The sequence below is a fragment of the Dietzia maris genome (assembly GCF_014144855.1).
GTDB classification, from domain to species: domain Bacteria; phylum Actinomycetota; class Actinomycetes; order Mycobacteriales; family Mycobacteriaceae; genus Dietzia; species Dietzia kunjamensis.
On record NZ_JAALDN010000382.1, the window covers coordinates 1 to 17,960 of the forward strand.

The following is a 17,960-nucleotide window of genomic DNA, read 5'->3' on the forward strand; positions in this document are numbered from 1 at the left end:
GCGGCCGCGCAGGCGCTGAGCAGTCGCGACTAGTCGCGGGACCCCGACCGCCGGGCCCGTCCGCCCGCTCCCGGCCGCGCCACCGCGACAAGTGCACCCACCGCGATCACGCCGACCGCGAGCGCCAGCACGTGGTACGCCGGGATCAGTCCGATGCCCTCGGCGATGACCGCCGCGATCACCGCCGGCACGCCGAGCGAGATGTAGGCCACCACGAACAGGGCCGAGAACACCTGTCCCCGCACCGCCTGCGGCGCGCTCTGCGCGACCAGGGTGTTGCCCATGAGGAACAGCAGGCCCATCCCGAGGCCGGTGAGCCCCGCGGCGGCGATGAAGCCGACGACCGTGCGGGCCTCCAGGGAGACCGAGGCGAAGACGAGCCCCGCGACGAGCGCGAGCACGCCCAGGACCACCCCTCGCCGCCACCGCGACGGCCCGGACCGCAGGTTCCACACCAACTGCGCGACCCCGGCCGCCGCCTGCAGGGCCGCCACCACCAGGCCGGTCACGAGGTAATCGGACGCACCCATGAGGTCACGGGCGATCGCGCCGCCGAGACCGAGGAACACCCCGCCGACGGACCACGAGACGATCACGCACACCGCGGCCAGCGCGAAGACGGACCGGACCTGGGGCGGCACCGACGGCGGACGCACCCGCAGCGCGTCGCGCAGGGTCCCCGATCCACCGGCGGTCTCGGGAACGATCGTGGCCACACCGATGAGCAACGCGACCGTGGCGGCCCCGATCACGAGGTAGGGGTGGACGAGGGGTGACGACGACGAGGTGGCCACCACCCCGGCGAGGAGCACTCCGGCCGCGATGCCGAAGTTGGTGGTGGAGCTGCTGGTCAGGGCGCCCACCCGCGAATCCCGGGTCGGATGGAGCTCGATCAGTGCGGCGGTCGCCGACCCGGTGATGAGACCCACCGCCAGACCCTGGATGACGCGGGCCGCGATCAGCCAGGCCACGGATCCGGCGGCGGCGAGCATGCCCATGCTCACCGCGAGCAGCGTCAGGCCCGCCAGGATGACCGGGCGACGCCCGATCGCGTCGGAGACCCTCCCGAGGAACAGCAGGGGGACGAGGACCGCGAGGGCGTACACGGCGTAGACCACGGTGATGGCGGTGCCACCGACGCCCCAGTCCTGCTGGTAGTCGACGTACAGCGGTGACGGGGTGGCGCTGGACGCGAGGGCCACGGTCACTACGAGGGCCATGAGCACGAACGGGGGCCACGACGCGCGAGGGGTGGGGTGCACGGTCTCCCTATCCGCCGGGGAGGGCGCCTGCCGGGCGGGCGCGCCGGGCGGCGGGTGAGTGGAGCCTAGGGGATTCGAACCCCTGACATCTGCCTTGCAAAGGCAGCGCTCTACCAACTGAGCTAAGGCCCCGTACCTCCAAGCATAAACGCCGGACCGCATCGAGCGGATCCGGCGTCTGCCTGGCGGAGTGGGCCTAGGAGGACTTGAACCTCCGACCTCCAAATTATCAGTTTGGCGCTCTAACCACCTGAGCTATAGGCCCTCGTACCGAGAGGTCAATCTACCCGACGTCCGCGCCACCGCCCAAATCGGCACCCTCGGCCGGGCGCCGGGGGCACCGTCAGTACCGGGGATCGGCGAGCGTGACCTGCACGCCGCCGCTGGTCAGGCCGGCCGCGAGGTTGTAGATGAACACCGCGAGCGTGGCCAGGATCGACAGCAGGAGCACGTTCAGCAGTCCCACTCCGCCGCTGTAGAGGAAGATCGTCGACGGCCCGATCACGGCTGCCGACTCGTCGCCCGCCACGCCGGACAACAGGCCCCCGAGCCGGTCCCACACGCCCATCCCGGACAGCAGCAGGTACGTGACCCCGATGGCCACCATCCACACCAGGTAGAGGGCGAACATCAGCCCCAGCACGGTGGTGAAGGCCGACCACGGGTCGATCCGGCGCAGCACCAGGACCGACTCCATGGGGCCCCGGCGCTCGGTGGGCGGGACGATCGGTGCGGCTCGCCCGGCCGCGCCCCCCGAGTGCGCCTTGGAGACGCCCCCGTTCGCGCCCTCGGCGCGATGCTGGGTGGCCACCGGGAAGGCGGTGGTGGCCGACGTGCCGGCGTCGCCGGTGCCGGCCCCCGACCCGCCGTAACCGGGCGCCGGGGACGACCCCCCGTGCGCTGGGCCGTCTGTGACCGCGTCGGACGTCTCGGTCGGGTCGGTCCGGTCGGCTGGATCGGTCGGCTCGGTCATCGCCTACTCCTCCTTGGCGGACTCGGCCGCGGACCGGTCCTCGTCGTCGGGCTCGTCGGCGTTGCGGGCGATGGCCAGTAGCGAGTCGCCCTCGGCGAGGTTCATCAGCCGCACGCCCTTGGTCTGTCGGCCCGCCTTGCGGACCTGCTTGGCGAACGTGCGGATGACACCGCCGCTGGAGGTGATGGCGTAGAGCTCGTCCTGCAGCTCCACGATCGTCGCACCGACGAGCTTCCCGCGCTTGGGGTCGAACATGAGCGTGAGCACGCCCTTGCCGCCCCGGCCCTGGGCCGTGTACTCGCTCAGGGCGGTGCGCTTGGAGTAGCCGCGTTCGGTGGCCACCAGGAGGAAGTACTTCTCCTGGTCGGACGACTCGGCTCGCACGACGGACATGCTCAGCAGGGCGTCGCCGTCGTTGAACCGCATGCCCATCACGCCGGAGGTCGCTCGGCCCATCGGGCGGAGCGTGTCGTCGTTGGCGTGGAACCGGATCGACTGGCCCTTCTCCGAGACCAGCAGCAGGTCGTCGTCGGGTCCGGCCAGCGCCGCCCCGACCAGCTCGTCGCCGTCGCGCAGGTTCACGGCGATCAGACCGCCGGAGCGCGGCGAGTCGTAGTCCTCGAGCCGGGACTTCTTGACCAGCCCGTTGCGGGTGGCCAGCACCAGGTACGGCGCGTCCTGGTAGCCCTTGATCCGGATGACGCCGGCGATGCGCTCCTCCGGCTGGAACGCCAGGAGGTTGGCCACGTGCTGACCGCGGGCGGTGCGGTTCGCCTCGGGCAGCTCATAGGCCTTGATCCGGTAGACGCGGCCCTTGGTGGTGAAGAACAGCAGCCAGTCGTGGGTGGAGGAGACGAAGAAGTGCCGGACGATGTCGTCCTGCTTGAGCTCCGCGCCGCGCACACCCTTGCCCCCGCGCTTCTGGGCGCGGTACAGGTCGGTGCGAGTCCGCTTGGCGTAACCGGTCTCGGTGATGGTGACGACGACGTCCTCGCGGGCGATCAGATCCTCGTCCGTGACGTCCCCGTCCGCCGGGATGATCCTGGTCCGGCGGTCGTCCCCGTACTTCTCGACGATCTCGCGGAGCTCGTCGGCGACGATCGCACGCTGCCGCTCGGGCTTGGCGAGGATGTCCTTGTAGTCGGCGATCTCGAGTTCGATCGAGGCGAGCTGGTCGACGATCTTCTGCCGCTCGAGGGCCGCGAGGCGGCGCAGCTGCATGTCCAGGATGGCCTGCGCCTGGTCGTCGTCGATGTCGAGCAGGTTCTTGAGACCCTCGCGCGCGACCTCGACGGTCTCCGAACGGCGGATGAGGGCGATGACCTCGTCGAGGGCGTCGAGCGCCTTGACCAGGCCGCGCAGGATGTGGGCGCGCTTCTCCGCCTCGTCCAGCAGGTACTGGGTGCGTCGGACGACGACCTCGATCTGGTGCGTGACGTACAGCCGCACGAGGTGGTTGATGGCCAGGGTCCGGGGCACACCGTCCACGATCGACAGCATGTTCGCGCCGAAGGACGTCTGCAGCTGCGAGTGCTTGTAGAGGTTGTTGAGCACGACCTTGGCCACGGCGTCACGCTTGAGTGTGACCACGATGCGCAGGCCGACCCGGTCCGAGGACTCGTCGTCGATCTTCGAGATGCCGGCGATCTTGCCGTCCCGCAACTGCTCGGCGATCGACAGGATCATGTTGTCCGGGTTGACCTCGTAGGGCAGCTCCGTGATGACGATGACCGTCCGGTTGCCCTCCTCCTCGATGGAGGTCTTACCCCGCATACGGATCGAACCGCGGCCGGTCGTGTAGGCGTCCCTGATCCCCTGCTCGCCCACGATGAAGCCGTGGGTGGGGAAGTCGGGACCCTTGATCCGATCCATGCACGCCGCGAGGGTCTCCTCCTCGTCGGCGTCGGGGTTGTCCAGACACCAGTAGATCGCTTCGGCGACCTCGCGCAGGTTGTGCGGCGGCATCTTGGTGGCCATACCGACCGCGATGCCGCTGGAACCGTTGACCAACAGATTGGGGATGCGCGACGGGAGGACGACCGGTTCGGACGTCTTGCCGTCGTAGTTGGGCTGAAAATCGACCGTGTTCTTGTCGATGTCCCGGACCATCTCCATGGCCAGCGGGGTCATCTTGCACTCGGTGTAACGCATGGCGGCGGCACCGTCGTTGCCGCGCGAACCGAAGTTCCCCTGGCCGTCGACCATCGGGTACCGCATCGCCCACGGCTGGGCGAGTCGTACCAGGGTGTCGTAGATCGCCGAGTCACCGTGCGGGTGGTAATTGCCCATGGTGTCGGCGACGGGCTTGGCCGACTTCACGTAGCTGCGCTCGGGTCGGTAGCCGTTGTCCCACATCGCGTAGAGGATCCGGCGGTGGACGGGCTTGAGCCCGTCCCGGACATCAGGTAGCGCTCGACCGACGATGACGCTCATCGAATAGTCGATGTAGCTTCTCTGCATCTCCGCCTGGATGTCGACCGGCTCGATCCGGTCGTGACCCCCGGCTTCGGGCGGCAACGTCGTGTCCGTCATGGGCTCCTCTTCGTCTCGCGCTCGAAGCGGCACCACGAGGGCACGCTCCGACCCGGCCAGTCTATAGGTCCAGCGAGAACACCGGCACGGGCGCGCGGGGGGTCGGCGACTCGAGGTCCTCCCGGGGCCCACGCACCGGTGTCGCGGGCGACCGGAGGATCCGGCACCGCCGCCGACTCCGTCGCTTCCGTCGGTCGGCCCGGAAGAGGACAAGTGACCCGATCGGGGGGAAGGCGCGTTCGCTGCGGTCCCTCCGCCGTCTGTCGACCGCCCGCGGCACCCCTTTACTGGTCGATTGTCCAACATGTTATTACGTAACGTTTTCTTCATTTTCGCTCATGTGAACGTACGACGCTCGGGCCCGCCCGTAACGGCGTGAACATCGTGCTCACACTGGTTGGCCGCTCATCATGAGGCATTGACACGTCTACCACCTAGGCGTGGCCGATGGCGTTCCGGGCGCCGCCCGATAAATAACGATTGTCTTATAGTGAACGGATTTTCTAGGAAAACTTTTCTGTCTCAGCTGTTGTCTGAGCCCCTGCTCACGCGCACACTTCCCTTGTCGCACGGATCACCGTGCGAGGAGATCGGGTGATGAGCCCGATCTTCGGGGGACGCCGCCACTCCCGAGGGGGATCGGGAGTGGCGGCACTTACAACGGGGAAATACATGTCCATCACCACCCATGGCGGCGGCTCGGGCCGGGGGCTCTCGCCTCTTCAGCGCGCGAGCTTCCGCACCGTCGCCGCCCTCGCCTTCACCGGCGCGATCACCGCTCCGCTGGTCGGTATCGCCGCCGCGCAGACCGGCTCACTCGGATCATCCGGCTCGGGCGGCTCCGTTCCGCCGACGTCGAGCACGGCTCCGACGACGACGCCACCGCCCACCGCGCAGGAATCGACCGTCGAGCTCCGCGTCCTCGTGCTGGACGACGGTTCCTTTTCGGCGGAGGCGATGGCCGAGCGTCTCGCCGCGGAGGGCGTCGAAGTCGAGCGGTTCCCGGTGACGCAGTCGGAGCGTCCACAGATCACCAGGGAGATGCTGGCAGACGACGCGACGACGACCGCGAACTACATGGGAATCGTGTCCGTGTCGGCCGATCGCCCCGGGCTCACTCCCAACGAGAACGCCGTGATCGACGCCTTCACCGCCGACTACGGGATCCGCGAGATGGTGGCGTTCACCTCGCCGAACGAAGCCGTCGGTATGACCTCGGCGACGGACGGCCTGTCGCTGGACGGCACGAGCCCCACCCTGACCTCCGCGGCCCTCGGCGATGAGTGGTCCTACCTCGACGGACCGGTGGAGTTCGACGACCTCGACGCGGAGATCCCCGAGTCGTGGGCTGTGCCCAGCTCGCCGGCGGCGGACGGCCCGGGATCGACCTTCCGACCCCTGCTCACCGTCGCCGGCGGTGGCACCGAGGGCACCATCATGGGCGTCCACACCCAGGGCCCCCGCGAGCGCCTCATCATCACCGTCGCGATGAACAGGTACCAGGAGCAGTTCAAGGTGCTCTCGCACGGGATGATCTCCTGGTTGACGCGTGGCGTATCGACCTCGATGTACCGCAACACCTTCAACGTCCAGATCGACGACGTCTTCCTCGCCGACGACGAGTGGAACCCCCAGGGCGACTGCACGTTCGGGGCGGACTGCGGCGTCGAGCCCGGACCCGGCGACCTCGCGAGCTCCCGCATGACCGCGGACGACGTACAGACCGCCCGGACCTGGGAGGACGCCAACGGTATCGAGCTCGACATGACGTTCAACGCCTTCGGCGCCCGGGACGGCGACGCACTTACGGACGCGCTGCTCGCGGCCAGGGACGAGTTCCGCTGGATCAACCACACCTGGGACCACACCAACCTCGACGACCTGAACGAGGCCCAGATCACCGAGCAGATCCGGAAGAACCTCGACTGGGCTCGGGACAACGACGTGCAGGTGGACCCGTCCGAACTGGTCACCGGCGAGCATTCGGGGCTCGCATCCGGCCCGGCCAGAGAAGACAACCCCGCGCTCGCGGCGGCGATGGCGACCACCGGCGTGACCTGGGTCGGTGCCGACTCCTCCGTCCAGCCCGCCCAGCGCCGGGTCGGGAGCGCACTCACGGTCCCCCGTCACCCGATGAACATCTTCTACAACACCTCGACCGAGTACAACGCGGCCGACGAATACAACTGGATCTACACCACGCGCGCCGACGGCGGTTCCGGGATCTGCGAGGACAACGAGGCCGCCACCTGCATCGACCCGCTGAACCCGGCGACCGGGTTCGCCACCTACATCGTTCCGCAGGAGGCCCGCCACGCCCTGGGCCACGCCCTCGACATCGACCCGCGCCCGCACTACGTGCACCAGTCCAACATCACCGGCGACCGGATCCTCTACCCGGTGCTCAACACACTCGTCGACGACTACCGCGACCTGTTCGCCGAGTCCACGCCACTGCTCAACCCGACCCACGCCGAGCTCGGGCTCGAGATGCAGCGACGCGCGGCATGGGCAGCGGCCGTCGACCAGGTCACCGCCACGGTGAGCGGCAGCACGCTGGTCGTCACGAACGGCGGCGGCACCGCCGTCGACGTCCCCGTGACGGCACCTGACGGCTCGAACCTCGCGGGATCCGCCTACGCCGGAGCCACGTCCGGCTGGATCACGGTAGCGCCCGGTGGATCGGTGACCATCGATCTCGGGGCCGATGCCGGGTTCCTCACCCCCACCGGAGACGTGTCCGAGCCGGGCGTCGCGGCGCGCATGCTCCCGCAGGCGCAACGGGTCGGTGTCGCTTCCGCTCCCGCTGACGTCTCCGTCGTGATCCCGCCTGTCAACGACGCCACCAGGGTCGGCGCCATGGGCGAGGGCCCGTCCGCGATCGGCTGAGAACATGCGAATCGCTCTGCTCAACGAAGGCACCTACCCGGTCAACACGGGGGGCGTCAGCACCTGGTGCGACCAGATGATCAAGGGGATGCCGGACCACACCTGGGAGGTCGTCACCCTCACCGGAGGTAGCCGCACCCCGATCACCTGGGAGGTCCCGGCCCAGGTCCGGGCCACGACCCTGTATCCCGTGTGGGCTCCGGTCCGGGCGGGTCTCCCGGAGGGCCAGCTCCTGGCCAGGCGGCGACGGGCCCGGGTGCGGTCCGCCCTCCGGGAGATGTGGGCGGCCATCCTGCCGCCCGCGGGGGCGATCGCCGTCACCGACGGGACCGTCCACCACGATCCCGGCCGGCTGTCGGCGGCTCTCCGCGAGCTCATCGACGCCGGCCGGGGCGATCTCTTCCGTCTCCTGGGAACGGAGAGCTCGGCCGAGGCCCTGCTCGACGCGTGGTGGGCCCACTCCCCCGCGCTGGACCGGTCCGCCCGGCTCAGCGTGGGGGACGCGGTGGAGGCCGCAACACTCGTCGACCGGGCTCTGTGCGCCACCGACGTCAAGTTCGGAGAGGTGGACCTCGTCCACGCCTCCTCGAACGGCAGCGCCGCGTTGGTCGGACTCGCCCGGAAGTGGCGGGACGGTGTGCCCCTTATCCTCACAGAACACGGGGTGTACCTGCGGGAACGCTACCTCGCCCTCGCCGGCACCCAGCTGGGATGGTCGGCCCGCTACGCCGTGTGCACGGCCCTGCGTGCCCTGTGCGTGCTCGTCTACGACGAGGCGGATCTGCTCCTGCCGGTCAGCGATTTCAACGCTAGATGGGCGGTTCGCCTGGGCGCCGACCCGGCCCGGATCCACACCGTCCGGAACGGGGTCGACACCTCCACCATGACCCCCGTGGGACCCGAACCCGAGATCCCCACGATCAGCTTCGTCGGACGCATCGACCCGCTCAAGGACCTGGAGACGCTCGTGCGCGCCTACGCCGTCGTCAAGGCGGAGCTGCCGGAGACCCGACTGCGGATCTTCGGTCCCTGCCCCGCCGGCAACGCCGGCTACAAGCAGGAGATCGAGGCGACCATCGACGAACTGGGAATCGGCGACGGGGTCACCTGGGAGGGGCCGACCGCGGGCCCGCGGCCCGCGGTCGAGGCGGGGAGCGTCGTCGCCCTGTCCTCGGTGTCCGAGGGTCTCCCGTTCACCACGATCGAGGCCATGATGTGTGGCCGGGTCACCGTGAACACCGACGTCGGCGGGGTCTCCGAGGCCGTCGGCAGCGACGGCCGACTCGGCGGCCTGGTGCCACCACGGGACCCTGACGCGTTCGCCCAGGAATGCCTGCGCTTCCTTCGGGACGACGAGCTGCGCGACGAGACCGGCAGACGAGCCCGCGAGCACGCCCTGCAGTCGTTCGCGCTGGACAGCTGTATCGACGCCTTCCGGGAGTGGTACGAGATCGCCGTTAATCTCCGCATCGCCCCCGCCACCAGCGATGACGTCGCCTACGTGGCCGGCATGGCGTCATGAGCGAGTCATTCGCCGCACCCGGCACCGTCGCACGGTCGCCACTGCCCTCGAGGCCACTGGTGGTCGCCCCGGTCCCGCTCGACGCCCACCACGATCTGGTCGGCCGGGCGGTCGACCGGTTCGACGTCGCCGCCCACCTCGAGGCATCGGGGTTCGGCGACGCCCTCGCCCGCCGTCACGGGGCGCGGGACGTCTACGAGTACGCCCGCACGCTGCCCACCCTCGCTCCCGGGGCATCGGGGACGGTGAGCCTGCGACCACGGGCCCACCGCCAGGGATGGATCCGCGCCGTCCTCCTCCTCGCCGGCGCCGTCGTCATGGCACTCTGTGCTCCCGCGGCAGTGGGAACGGGACCGGATCTGTCGCTCGCGATCGTCGCCACCGGGCTCTCCGGCTGGATCCTCGGACAGCTACTCGGATTCGTCACGTGGCGAAGATCGGGCCTGGGTGACCTACCCGGGGCCGCACGGGTATCAGTCGGGGTCGCCCTGCTCGTGGCCACTCCTCTCGTCGCCGGGGTGACCCTCGCGACGGCCCATTTCGGGAACGCCCCGCTGATCCCCACGGCAGCGTTGTGCTCTGCGTGGACCCTCTACGCCGCGTCCCTGACCATCGTGTCCGTGCTCGGTGGACTCCGACTGCTGACCGCACTCGCCGGTGGCTGTGCCACCGTCGCGATCGCCGCCTCACTCCTGGGTGCCGCCCTGGTGCCGGTCATCGCACTCGGCGTCCTCTCCATCGGAGGGGCCCTGCTCGCCGCTCGCACCTACAGGGCCACGACCGTCGACCCGCCGACACTGCCCTCCCGCGAGGACGCCCGCGCGGCGTTCGACGGAGCCAGCCAGGCAATTCTCATGTCGAGCGCCCTTCTCATGGCCCTCAACCTCGCGGACTCCGATGACCGCATCCCGCTGTCCATCGCGGTCATCCTCGCCGCCGCCCTGTGCGATCCGGCGATCGAGGACCTGGGGATCAGGCTGAAGTCGCTGTCCTATCGCTCCGGCAGGTGGCGGTCCGTCCTCAACGGCGTCCTCGTCAGGACACTGATGTACCTCGCCGCCATCGCGGCGGCGACGATAGCCGCGACCTGGATCGTCGACCGGATCCTCGGGGTCGCCGACGACCCCGCGTCCGGGCTCGTTCCCGACGTCGTCGTGCTGGTGGTGGTGGCGCCGGTCTTCGCCGTGTTCGCCTTCGGCTCCGCGATCGTCCTCCGGGCCGGGCGCGTCGCCGAGGCCGTGTGGATCTCGGGGCTGGCGTGTCTGGGCTTCGCCACCCTCCGGTTCGGGTTCCCCGTCCCCGTCGGCGTCGCCATGCTCTGCGGAGCCTGCCTGCTCGCCGTGTACCACGCCGTCACCGCCGCCCTCCACCCCCACAGCTGGTGAACGCCCCACGGGCCGCGGTCCCGCTCTACATCCATCCCGTGGTCGATTCCGCACTCTGGGAGCGGGTACTCCGTCCCGGGGCCGCCGACCTCGTCGTCGTCAACGTCGACTCCGGCCCGGGCCACACACCCGATCCGGTCTTCGCCGAGGCCCTCCACTCCCGGGACCTCAGCGCCCGGGACCTCGGCGCCCGAGACCACAGCGCACCCGCTACCCTCCTCGGCTACGTCGACACCGATTACGGACGTCGTGACGTGCACGACGTCCGGGCGGAGGCGCGACTGTGGCGTGACCGTTACGGCGTCACCTCCGTCTTCCTCGACCAGGTGATCTCCGGCACCGGGCCCGACGGGCGCGTCGACGTCGACGCCCTCCTCTCCTTCACCGACCTGGCGAACGCGCTGCGCCGTGACGGTGTGGCGACGCTCGCCGGCAACCCGGGGACGGTCCCGCATCCGAGGGTCCTCCGGCTCCTCGATGTGACCTGCGTGCGGGAGACCGACCTCGACACCCACCTGACGACCCCCGCACCGCCCGTGCCCGACATCGATTCCGCGAAACTCTGGCATCTCATTTATGACTGCCCACCCGAACGGGTCCGGGAGGCCGTGGAGAGGTCTGCCGAACTCGGCGCCGGCTTCGTGGGTCTCGCTGCGGACGGGTTGCCCCACCCATGGGGGTCGGTCGAGTACCTCAACGCCGACCGGCCCACGATCAGCAGTGCCGGCTGACGTACCCGGGCTCGCCCCGCGGTACGACGTCCCGGTCGCGCAGGAGGATCGAGATCCTCTCACCCCGGGCCCGGCACGCGGCGTCGAACGCCCCTGAGCCGTCGGTGTACTCGATCTCGATCACGCGGTCGCCGTAGACGGACAGGTAGCGGTCGCATTCCGACAATCGTCCCCAGGAGTACCTCTGGCAGTCCTCGGCGATCGCGAAGTCGAAGCCGATCCGGCGGATCTCGTCATCGGTCAGTTCGGCCGCGTTCTTCTGCGCCACGGCCAGACCACGGGCGTGGGCCCGCTCCACCACGAGGCGCGCGTACTCGACCGCATCATCCCTCTTCAGGAGCCCGGAGGACCGCGTCCACGAGTCGAGGTTGTCGGGCTCCACGGCCCGGAAACCGCGCTCGGCGCAGCCCGCCAGCCACCCGTCCACGATCTCGACCAGCCGTGCCCTCTTCGCGTCCGTGGAGATGTCCAGCAAGGGTTCGCCCCAGTCCTCGTCCTCGACAGCGTCCCCGACCCCGTCCCCGGATCTGAGGATCAGATCCGGATGGCGCTCCTCCCAGACCGACGCTTCGTGGGGCTGGGCCTGGAAGGCGTTGACGTAACAGATCGAATAGACGCCGTCCGCCGGCTGGCCCGAACGGTCGCGGATCACCACGTCGACGTCCGACGCGGGCGGGTAGGAGCCGCCGATCTGGTAGTCGACGACTGCGCCCGCCGGCGGCGGCGCGACTCCCTCGACCGGTGTCCCTCCACCTGGCTCGGCCCCCACGTACGGCATACCCGCGGTCGCGTCCGGCTCGGTGCCCAGGGACCCCTGTCCCGAGACGTCGTCGCCGCAGCCGGTCAGTACCATCGCCGCCGTGCACGAGAGGATCACCGCGGAACGGCGGAGGACGATGAGAGCGGCGTGTGTCACCAGATGATCATGCCACCCCCGAGGGCCCGGGACACCCGGGATCCGGTCGGATCCCCATGGTCACCGGCCGACATTCCCGCTTCTCTGTGCCCGTTCGTTTCTCGTGCCTCCCCGGCACGCCATCAGACGTCGAGGAACCTCACATCGCGTGCATTGCGGGTGATGAAGTTGCGCCGCGCGTCCACGTCCTCGCCCATGAGGATCGAGAACAGCTCGTCGGCCGCGGCGGCATCGTCGAGGGTGACCTGGCGGAGCGTACGGACCGCGGGGTCCATCGTGGTCTCCCACAGCTCCTTGGGGTTCATCTCGCCGAGGCCCTTGTAGCGCTGGATGCCGTCGTCGACGTTGATTTTGCGCTTGTTCTCGAGGCCGATCTTGAGCAGTTCGTCCCGCTCGCGGTCCGTGTACGCGAAGTCCGGCTCGCCCTTGCCCCACTTCAGCTTGTAGAGCGGCGGCTGCGCCAGGTAGACGTACCCGTTCTCCACCAGGGGCTTCATGAACCGGAAGATGAGCGTCAGCAGCAGCGTGGAGATGTGCTGACCATCGACGTCGGCATCCGCCATCAGCACGATCTTGTGATAGCGCAGCTTGTCGATGTCGAACTCTTCGTGAATGCCGGTTCCCAGCGCCGTGATGATGGCCTGGACCTCGGCGTTCTTGAGGACCTTGTCGATCCGCGACTTCTCGACGTTGATGATCTTTCCGCGCAGCGGCAGGATCGCCTGGAACATCGAGTCCCGACCCGACTTGGCCGAGCCACCGGCGGAGTCGCCCTCCACGATGTACAGCTCGGACTTCGCCGGATCCTTGGAGCGGCAGTCGGCGAGCTTGCCGGGCAGACCGCCGATGTCGGTGGCCGACTTGCGACGCACCATCTCGCGGGCCTTGCGGGCTGCGACGCGGGCCTGGCTCGACGCGATGGCCTTGTTGATGATGACCTTGGCCTCGGCGGGATTGGCCTCGAACCAGTGTCCGACGTGCTCCGACACCTGTCGCTGAACAAAACCCTTGACCTCGGTGTTGCCGAGCTTGGTCTTGGTCTGACCCTCGAACTGCGGATCCGAGATCTTCGCGGAGAGCACGGCGGCCAGGCCCTCGCGAATGTCATCTCCCGTGAGGTTGGGGTCCTTCTCCTTGATGAGCTTCTTCTCGCGCGCGTACTTGTTGACCAGGGAGGTCAGCGCGGCACGGAAGCCCTCCTCGTGGGTGCCGCCCTCATGGGTGTTGATGGTGTTGGCGAACGTGTGGACGGACTCGGAGTAACCGGAGTTCCACTGCATCGCGACCTCGACCTCGTGGCCGGGCCCCTTGCCCTCGAAGTAGAGGATCGTGGGGTGGATCGAGGTCTTGGACTTGTTGATAGCCGTGACGTAGTCCTTGAGACCGTCCGGGTAGTGGAAGGTGCGCTTGCGCTCGCGGACCTTGACCGGCTCGACGGGCGTCGCCTCGACGGCGTCGGCAGCCTGCGCGCCCTCGGCGAACGCCTGCTCGGCATCCACCGCGTGGGCGAGATCCGACCCCTCGTCGGAACCGGGCGCCGCCTCCGCGCCACTGCCCTCGCTGTCCGCGATCGCGTCCAGCTCGGCGGCCTTCTCGGCACGCGGCCGCCGGTCCGTGAGCGTGATGGTGAGTCCCTTGTTGAGGAACGCCATCTCCTGGAGGCGGCGTGCCACCACGTCGAAGTCGTACTCCGTGCTCTCGAAGATCGTCGGATCCGCCCAGAACCGGACCCTGGTCCCGGTGCCCTCGGCGGGGCCGGCGTCGACCAGTTCGGCCGGGACCGCCATGTCGAAGTCCTGCTTCCACAGGCGCCCGTCGCGCTTGATCTGGACCTCGACCCGGGTGGACAGGGCGTTGACCACGGAGATGCCCACACCGTGCAGACCACCGGACACCGCGTAGGAGTCCGAGTCGAACTTGCCGCCCGCGTGCAGCTGGGTCATGACGACCTGGACGGTGGGCATGCCCTGCTCGTGCATCTCCACGGGGATGCCTCGGCCGTCGTCGATGACCTCGACGCCGCCGTCCTCCAGCAACGTGACCTTGACGCCGGTCGCGTGACCCGCCATCGCCTCGTCGATGGAGTTGTCGACGACCTCCCAGATCAGGTGGTGCAGTCCCCGCGGTCCGGTGGAGCCGATGTACATACCCGGCCGCATCCGGACGGCCTCGAGCCCTTCGAGAACGGTGATCGATGATGCACCGTATTCCTTGGGCCCGCTGTTGTTGGCCTTGCTCTTGGCGTCCGCCACGTGCGAACTCCTCGCGTCTCGGGGGTCTGGGACCGGCCCAGTCTACCTGCGACAACCGTCACGCGGGCCACGGGCACGCCCGGCCCTCACCCGTATGTGTCACGGGGGCCGCGACCGGACACGTGCAGGGGCCCCTTGCGCCAGCTCGGCTTCTCGGGCCCCTCCACCTTGAGACGACGGACATGACCCGGCCCCATGGCGGCCGCGATCTTGCGGAGGATGTCGGCGGACATGAGCCGCAGCTGCGTGGCCCATGCGGTACTCGCCGCTCGGACGTACAGGATTCCCTCCTCGAGGCGCTCCGGGGTGGCGTGCGCCGAGACGTCCTCCCCGACGATCCGGTCCCACTCCGCGAACAGACGCCCGGTGGTGACCTTGTCGTCCCAACCCCGTTTCTTGGCGACCTGGCCCACGAGTTTGCCGAGGGGCTGTGGGTCCCACGGGTCGGCACCGGATCCGGTCCACCCGCGCTTGCGCAGCCGCTTGCCCGCCCCCACCGGGCCGGTCCGTCCCCGGCCGACCTGCTTGCCCTCCGCCCGGGCCCGGGCGCGGGCCTCCTCGAGGGCCTGCTTGGCGATGTCATAACCGCGTTGTGGCGGGTCAGACGGTGTTACGGCGTCCTTGCCGGTTCGGTCCGTCACGGTGTTGCCCTGCTTCCGGTATCGGTGTTGTCGTCGTCGTCCCCGCCACTGTCCGCGTCGCTGACCCCATCATCCCCGCCGGCGGGCTCGCCCGCGCCAGCACCGTCATGCTGACGTCGTGACACCGTCATCGCCGAGTGACGATCCGCTCCCTCGCCCGTCATCACGACGTCATGACGGACCCCGCGCAGCGAGCCCGGGACGTCCTCGCCCACCGCGGCCGTGATGAGGACCTGTTCGACACCGGCCGCGACGTCGGCCAGCGCGGCCCGGCGGTGCCGGTCGAGTTCGGCGAAGACGTCGTCCAGGAGAAGGACCGGTTCCGCCCCGTCGGCACGGAACAGCTCGAGCGATCCCAGTCGCAGCGCCAGGGCGAACGACCACGTCTCGCCGTGACTCGCGAACCCCTTCGCCGGCTCGTCGCCGAGACTCAGGATCAAGTCGTCGCGGTGCGGTCCGACGAGTGACATCCCGCGGTCGATCTCGTCGCGACGCCGCCGCCCGAGCTCGGCGAGCAACACGGCCTCGACGAGTTCCGGATCCGTCAGCTCCGACTCGTCGGGCGCGTCCGCCACGCGGAAACGATAGGCGAGATCGGCGGGACGGGACTCGGGGGCCAGACCCCGATAGGCGTCGACGACGAGGGGCCGCAACTGACGGAGGAGGGCGATCCGACCGGCCACCACGCGTGCTCCGAGTTCGGCCAACCGCCCGTCCCACACGTCGAGGGTGTCCAGCACGGCCGCGGAGTCCTCGGGGCCCCCACGCCGCAGTGCACCGGAGGCCGATTTGAGCAGGGCGGTCCGTTGGCGGAGCACCGAGGAGTACTCGCTGAGGTCACCACCCAGTGCGGGGCGCCGCTGGATCATGAGTTCATCGAGAAGCCGGCGACGTTCGGCCGGCTCGCCACGGACGAGCGCCAGGTCCTCCGGCGCGAACAGCACGGACTGGACCACCCCGAGGACGTCGGACAGTCGTCGGCACGGGGAGGTGTTGAGTCGCGCCCGGTTGGCTTTTCCGGCATTGAGCGCCAGTTCGACGGTCAACTCACGTCCCGCGTTGTGTGCGAGTGCGCCCACCAGTGCGGTTCCGGCACCGGTCCTGATCATCGGCGCGTCGGTCGCCACGCGGTGGGACCGCAGGCTGGCGAGGACCCCGACCGCCTCGAGAACGTTGGTCTTACCGTGCCCGTTGCGTCCGACCAGGGTGGTGACCCCGGGCTCGAGCTCGAGTTCGAGCAGGGGCCAGGAGCGGAAATCGAGGAGCCTGAGATGACGCAGGTGCATACCGGATCGGTTCCGGGGCGGGGCCTCAGCCCGGCAGGCGCACGGGCATGAGCAGGTAGGTGTGGTCGGAATCCACCGGCTGGATCGCGCCGTCCGCGCCGGGCTCCGGGAGGGTCTCGGGTGCCGGACGCAGCACGGCCGGTCGGCTTGCCTGGGTGAACCCGAAGGCGACGCGGCCTGCGTGGACACTGCCGAGACCGTCGAGCAGGTAACCCGGGTTGAACGCGATGGTCAGCGGCTCGCCGACGAAGTCCACCGGAAGGGTCTCGTTGGCCTGGGCGGCGTCATCGCCTCCGGCCGACAGTGCGAGCTCACCATCCGAGAACGCCATGCGCACCTGCACGCCGCGGTCGGCGACGAGCGCGACCCGCTTGATCGCCTGGACGAGCGAGTCCACCTCGACGATCGCGAGTGAGGTGTGCTGCGGCGGCAGCAGCTGGCGGACCTTGGGGAATTCCGCGTCGAGAAGGCGGGTGGTGGTCCGCTGACCGGACACCAGCACACCCAGGATGCCCTCAGCGCCCACATCGGAGCCGGCTCCCAGGCTCAGATCCACGCGACCGCCGTGGCCGGCGGAACGGGTGACCTCGGACAGTGCCTTGGCCGGGATGAGCACCTCGACCGCGACATCCTCGCGGGCCGGCTCCCAGTCGAACTCCCGGATGGCGAGACGGAACCGGTCGGTCGCGATGAGCGTGACGCGGGTGCCCTCGATCTCCATCCGGATGCCGGTGAGCATCGGCAGGGTGTCGTCCTTGCCCGCCGCGACGACGACCTGGGACACGGCCTCGGAGAACGCGTCGACCTCGGCGGATCCGGTGACCTCCGGCATCGCCGGCAGCTGCGGGTAATCCTCGACCGGCATGGTGGGGAGCGTGAACTTCGCGGTACCGCAGGAGATGTACATCTTCTGCGCGGTGACGACGACCTCGACCGGACGGTCCGGCAGGGCACGGGCGATGTCCGCCAGGAGTCGGCCGGACACCAGCGTGCTGCCGGGCTCGGACACCTCGGCCGGCACGGATACCTGCGCCGAGGTCTCGTAGTCGAACCCGGAGATCGTCAGTCCCGAATCGGCCTCGAGCAGCACCCCGCCGAGGATCGGGACCGAGGGACGCGAGGGCAGCGTGCGTGCCACCCAGGCCACGGAATCCGCGAAGTCCTCGCGGGTGACGCGGAACGTCGGATCCGTGATCTCCATCGATGACCTCTTTCAGGCGGGGGTGGATACCGGGATCCGGTATCTGGACGATTGGTCGGTTCAAGCTCGTATTGGTTCAAGCTCGTATTGCACGTTTCCGCCGCCGGGGGCGGAGCGTCTCCATGAGAGTAACCGCTCGGACCGACAGCGGACACACGGACTCGGCGTAACCCGGTCAAGCAGGCTCGCCGTTCCACATCCCTACTTCTAACAAGAACTATCTAGAGAGATAAGAGGTAGTAGTAGGTCCTGTGAAATTGTGAGCCGAGGCCTGTAATCACAGGTCTGTGCCGATTTCGTGGTGTGGACGCAGTCGTGCGATCTTGTGATTTGCCTCCCGACCCCGGTGGAATCACAAGAGTCCGTCCAC

At 69.1% G+C, this 17,960-nt stretch carries 12 protein-coding genes and 2 tRNA genes; 4 read left to right on the plus strand and 10 right to left on the minus strand.

From position 1 onward, the window contains the following. Window positions 1-29 precede the first annotated feature (29 nt). The 5 genes from G6024_RS12425 to gyrA all read right to left on the minus strand — a co-directional run bounded on the left by G6024_RS12425 (window position 30) and on the right by gyrA (window position 4,767). Window positions 30-1,262 carry an MFS transporter gene (locus tag G6024_RS12425; RefSeq protein WP_119192999.1) on the minus strand — a complete coding sequence of 411 codons (1,233 nt, stop codon included), beginning with the start codon at window positions 1,260-1,262 and terminating at the stop codon, window positions 30-32. 59 nt (window positions 1,263-1,321) lie between these two features. Further along, a tRNA-Ala gene (locus G6024_RS12430) sits at window positions 1,322-1,394 on the minus strand. A gap of 59 nt (window positions 1,395-1,453) precedes the next feature. After that, window positions 1,454-1,527: transfer RNA gene (locus G6024_RS12435), tRNA-Ile, on the minus strand. Between the two features lie 78 nt (window positions 1,528-1,605). After that, window positions 1,606-2,235, minus strand: coding sequence for a DUF3566 domain-containing protein (locus G6024_RS12440; RefSeq protein ID WP_119193000.1), 630 nt, complete (start codon window positions 2,233-2,235; stop codon window positions 1,606-1,608). A 3-nt stretch (window positions 2,236-2,238) separates the two neighbouring features. Continuing rightward, on the minus strand, window positions 2,239-4,767 hold the full coding sequence (gene gyrA / locus G6024_RS12445; protein ID WP_120285666.1) for a DNA gyrase subunit A: 2,529 nt from the start codon (window positions 4,765-4,767) through the stop codon (window positions 2,239-2,241). 672 nt (window positions 4,768-5,439) lie between these two features. Here gyrA and G6024_RS12450 point away from each other — a divergent pair. The 4 genes from G6024_RS12450 to G6024_RS12465 are packed head-to-tail and all read left to right on the plus strand — an operon-like array spanning window position 5,440 to window position 11,294. Continuing rightward, window positions 5,440-7,656: a polysaccharide deacetylase family protein gene (locus G6024_RS12450; RefSeq protein WP_159148834.1), complete on the plus strand. Its 2,217-nt coding sequence runs from the start codon at window positions 5,440-5,442 to the stop codon at window positions 7,654-7,656. 4 nt (window positions 7,657-7,660) lie between these two features. After that, window positions 7,661-9,178, plus strand: coding sequence for a GT4 family glycosyltransferase PelF (gene pelF / locus G6024_RS12455; protein ID WP_159148835.1), 1,518 nt, complete (start codon window positions 7,661-7,663; stop codon window positions 9,176-9,178). Then, complete coding sequence (locus G6024_RS12460; RefSeq protein ID WP_159148836.1) at window positions 9,175-10,563, plus strand: hypothetical protein; 1,389 nt, start codon at window positions 9,175-9,177, stop codon at window positions 10,561-10,563. Before pelF ends, G6024_RS12460 begins: the two co-directional genes overlap by 4 nt. Continuing rightward, window positions 10,560-11,294 (plus strand): spherulation-specific family 4 protein, encoded by a 735-nt coding sequence (locus G6024_RS12465; RefSeq protein WP_159148837.1) that lies wholly within the window; start codon window positions 10,560-10,562, stop codon window positions 11,292-11,294. The genes G6024_RS12460 and G6024_RS12465 overlap by 4 nt, the downstream gene beginning before the upstream one ends. On the opposite strand, the gene G6024_RS12470 is transcribed toward G6024_RS12465, so the two are convergent. From G6024_RS12470 to dnaN, 5 genes are all read right to left on the minus strand, one after another. Further along, the gene (locus tag G6024_RS12470; protein ID WP_200841566.1) at window positions 11,278-12,210 is read right to left on the minus strand and encodes an endo alpha-1,4 polygalactosaminidase; all 933 of its coding nucleotides are present in this window, start codon (window positions 12,208-12,210) and stop codon (window positions 11,278-11,280) included. The two genes, G6024_RS12465 and G6024_RS12470, sit on opposite strands and share 17 nt — an antisense overlap. 122 nt (window positions 12,211-12,332) lie before the next feature. Then, a complete protein-coding gene (gene gyrB / locus G6024_RS12475) occupies window positions 12,333-14,462 on the minus strand; it encodes a DNA topoisomerase (ATP-hydrolyzing) subunit B (protein ID WP_159148838.1) in 2,130 nt (709 codons plus the stop codon). 86 nt (window positions 14,463-14,548) lie between these two features. Beyond that, complete coding sequence (locus G6024_RS12480; protein WP_159148839.1) at window positions 14,549-15,103, minus strand: DciA family protein; 555 nt, start codon at window positions 15,101-15,103, stop codon at window positions 14,549-14,551. Further along, on the minus strand, window positions 15,100-16,389 hold the full coding sequence (gene recF, locus G6024_RS12485) for a DNA replication/repair protein RecF (protein ID WP_159148840.1): 1,290 nt from the start codon (window positions 16,387-16,389) through the stop codon (window positions 15,100-15,102). The genes G6024_RS12480 and recF overlap by 4 nt, the downstream gene beginning before the upstream one ends. 25 nt (window positions 16,390-16,414) lie before the next feature. Then, a complete protein-coding gene (dnaN, locus tag G6024_RS12490) occupies window positions 16,415-17,590 on the minus strand; it encodes a DNA polymerase III subunit beta (RefSeq protein ID WP_159148841.1) in 1,176 nt (391 codons plus the stop codon). Between the last annotated feature and the right edge of the window lie 370 nt (window positions 17,591-17,960).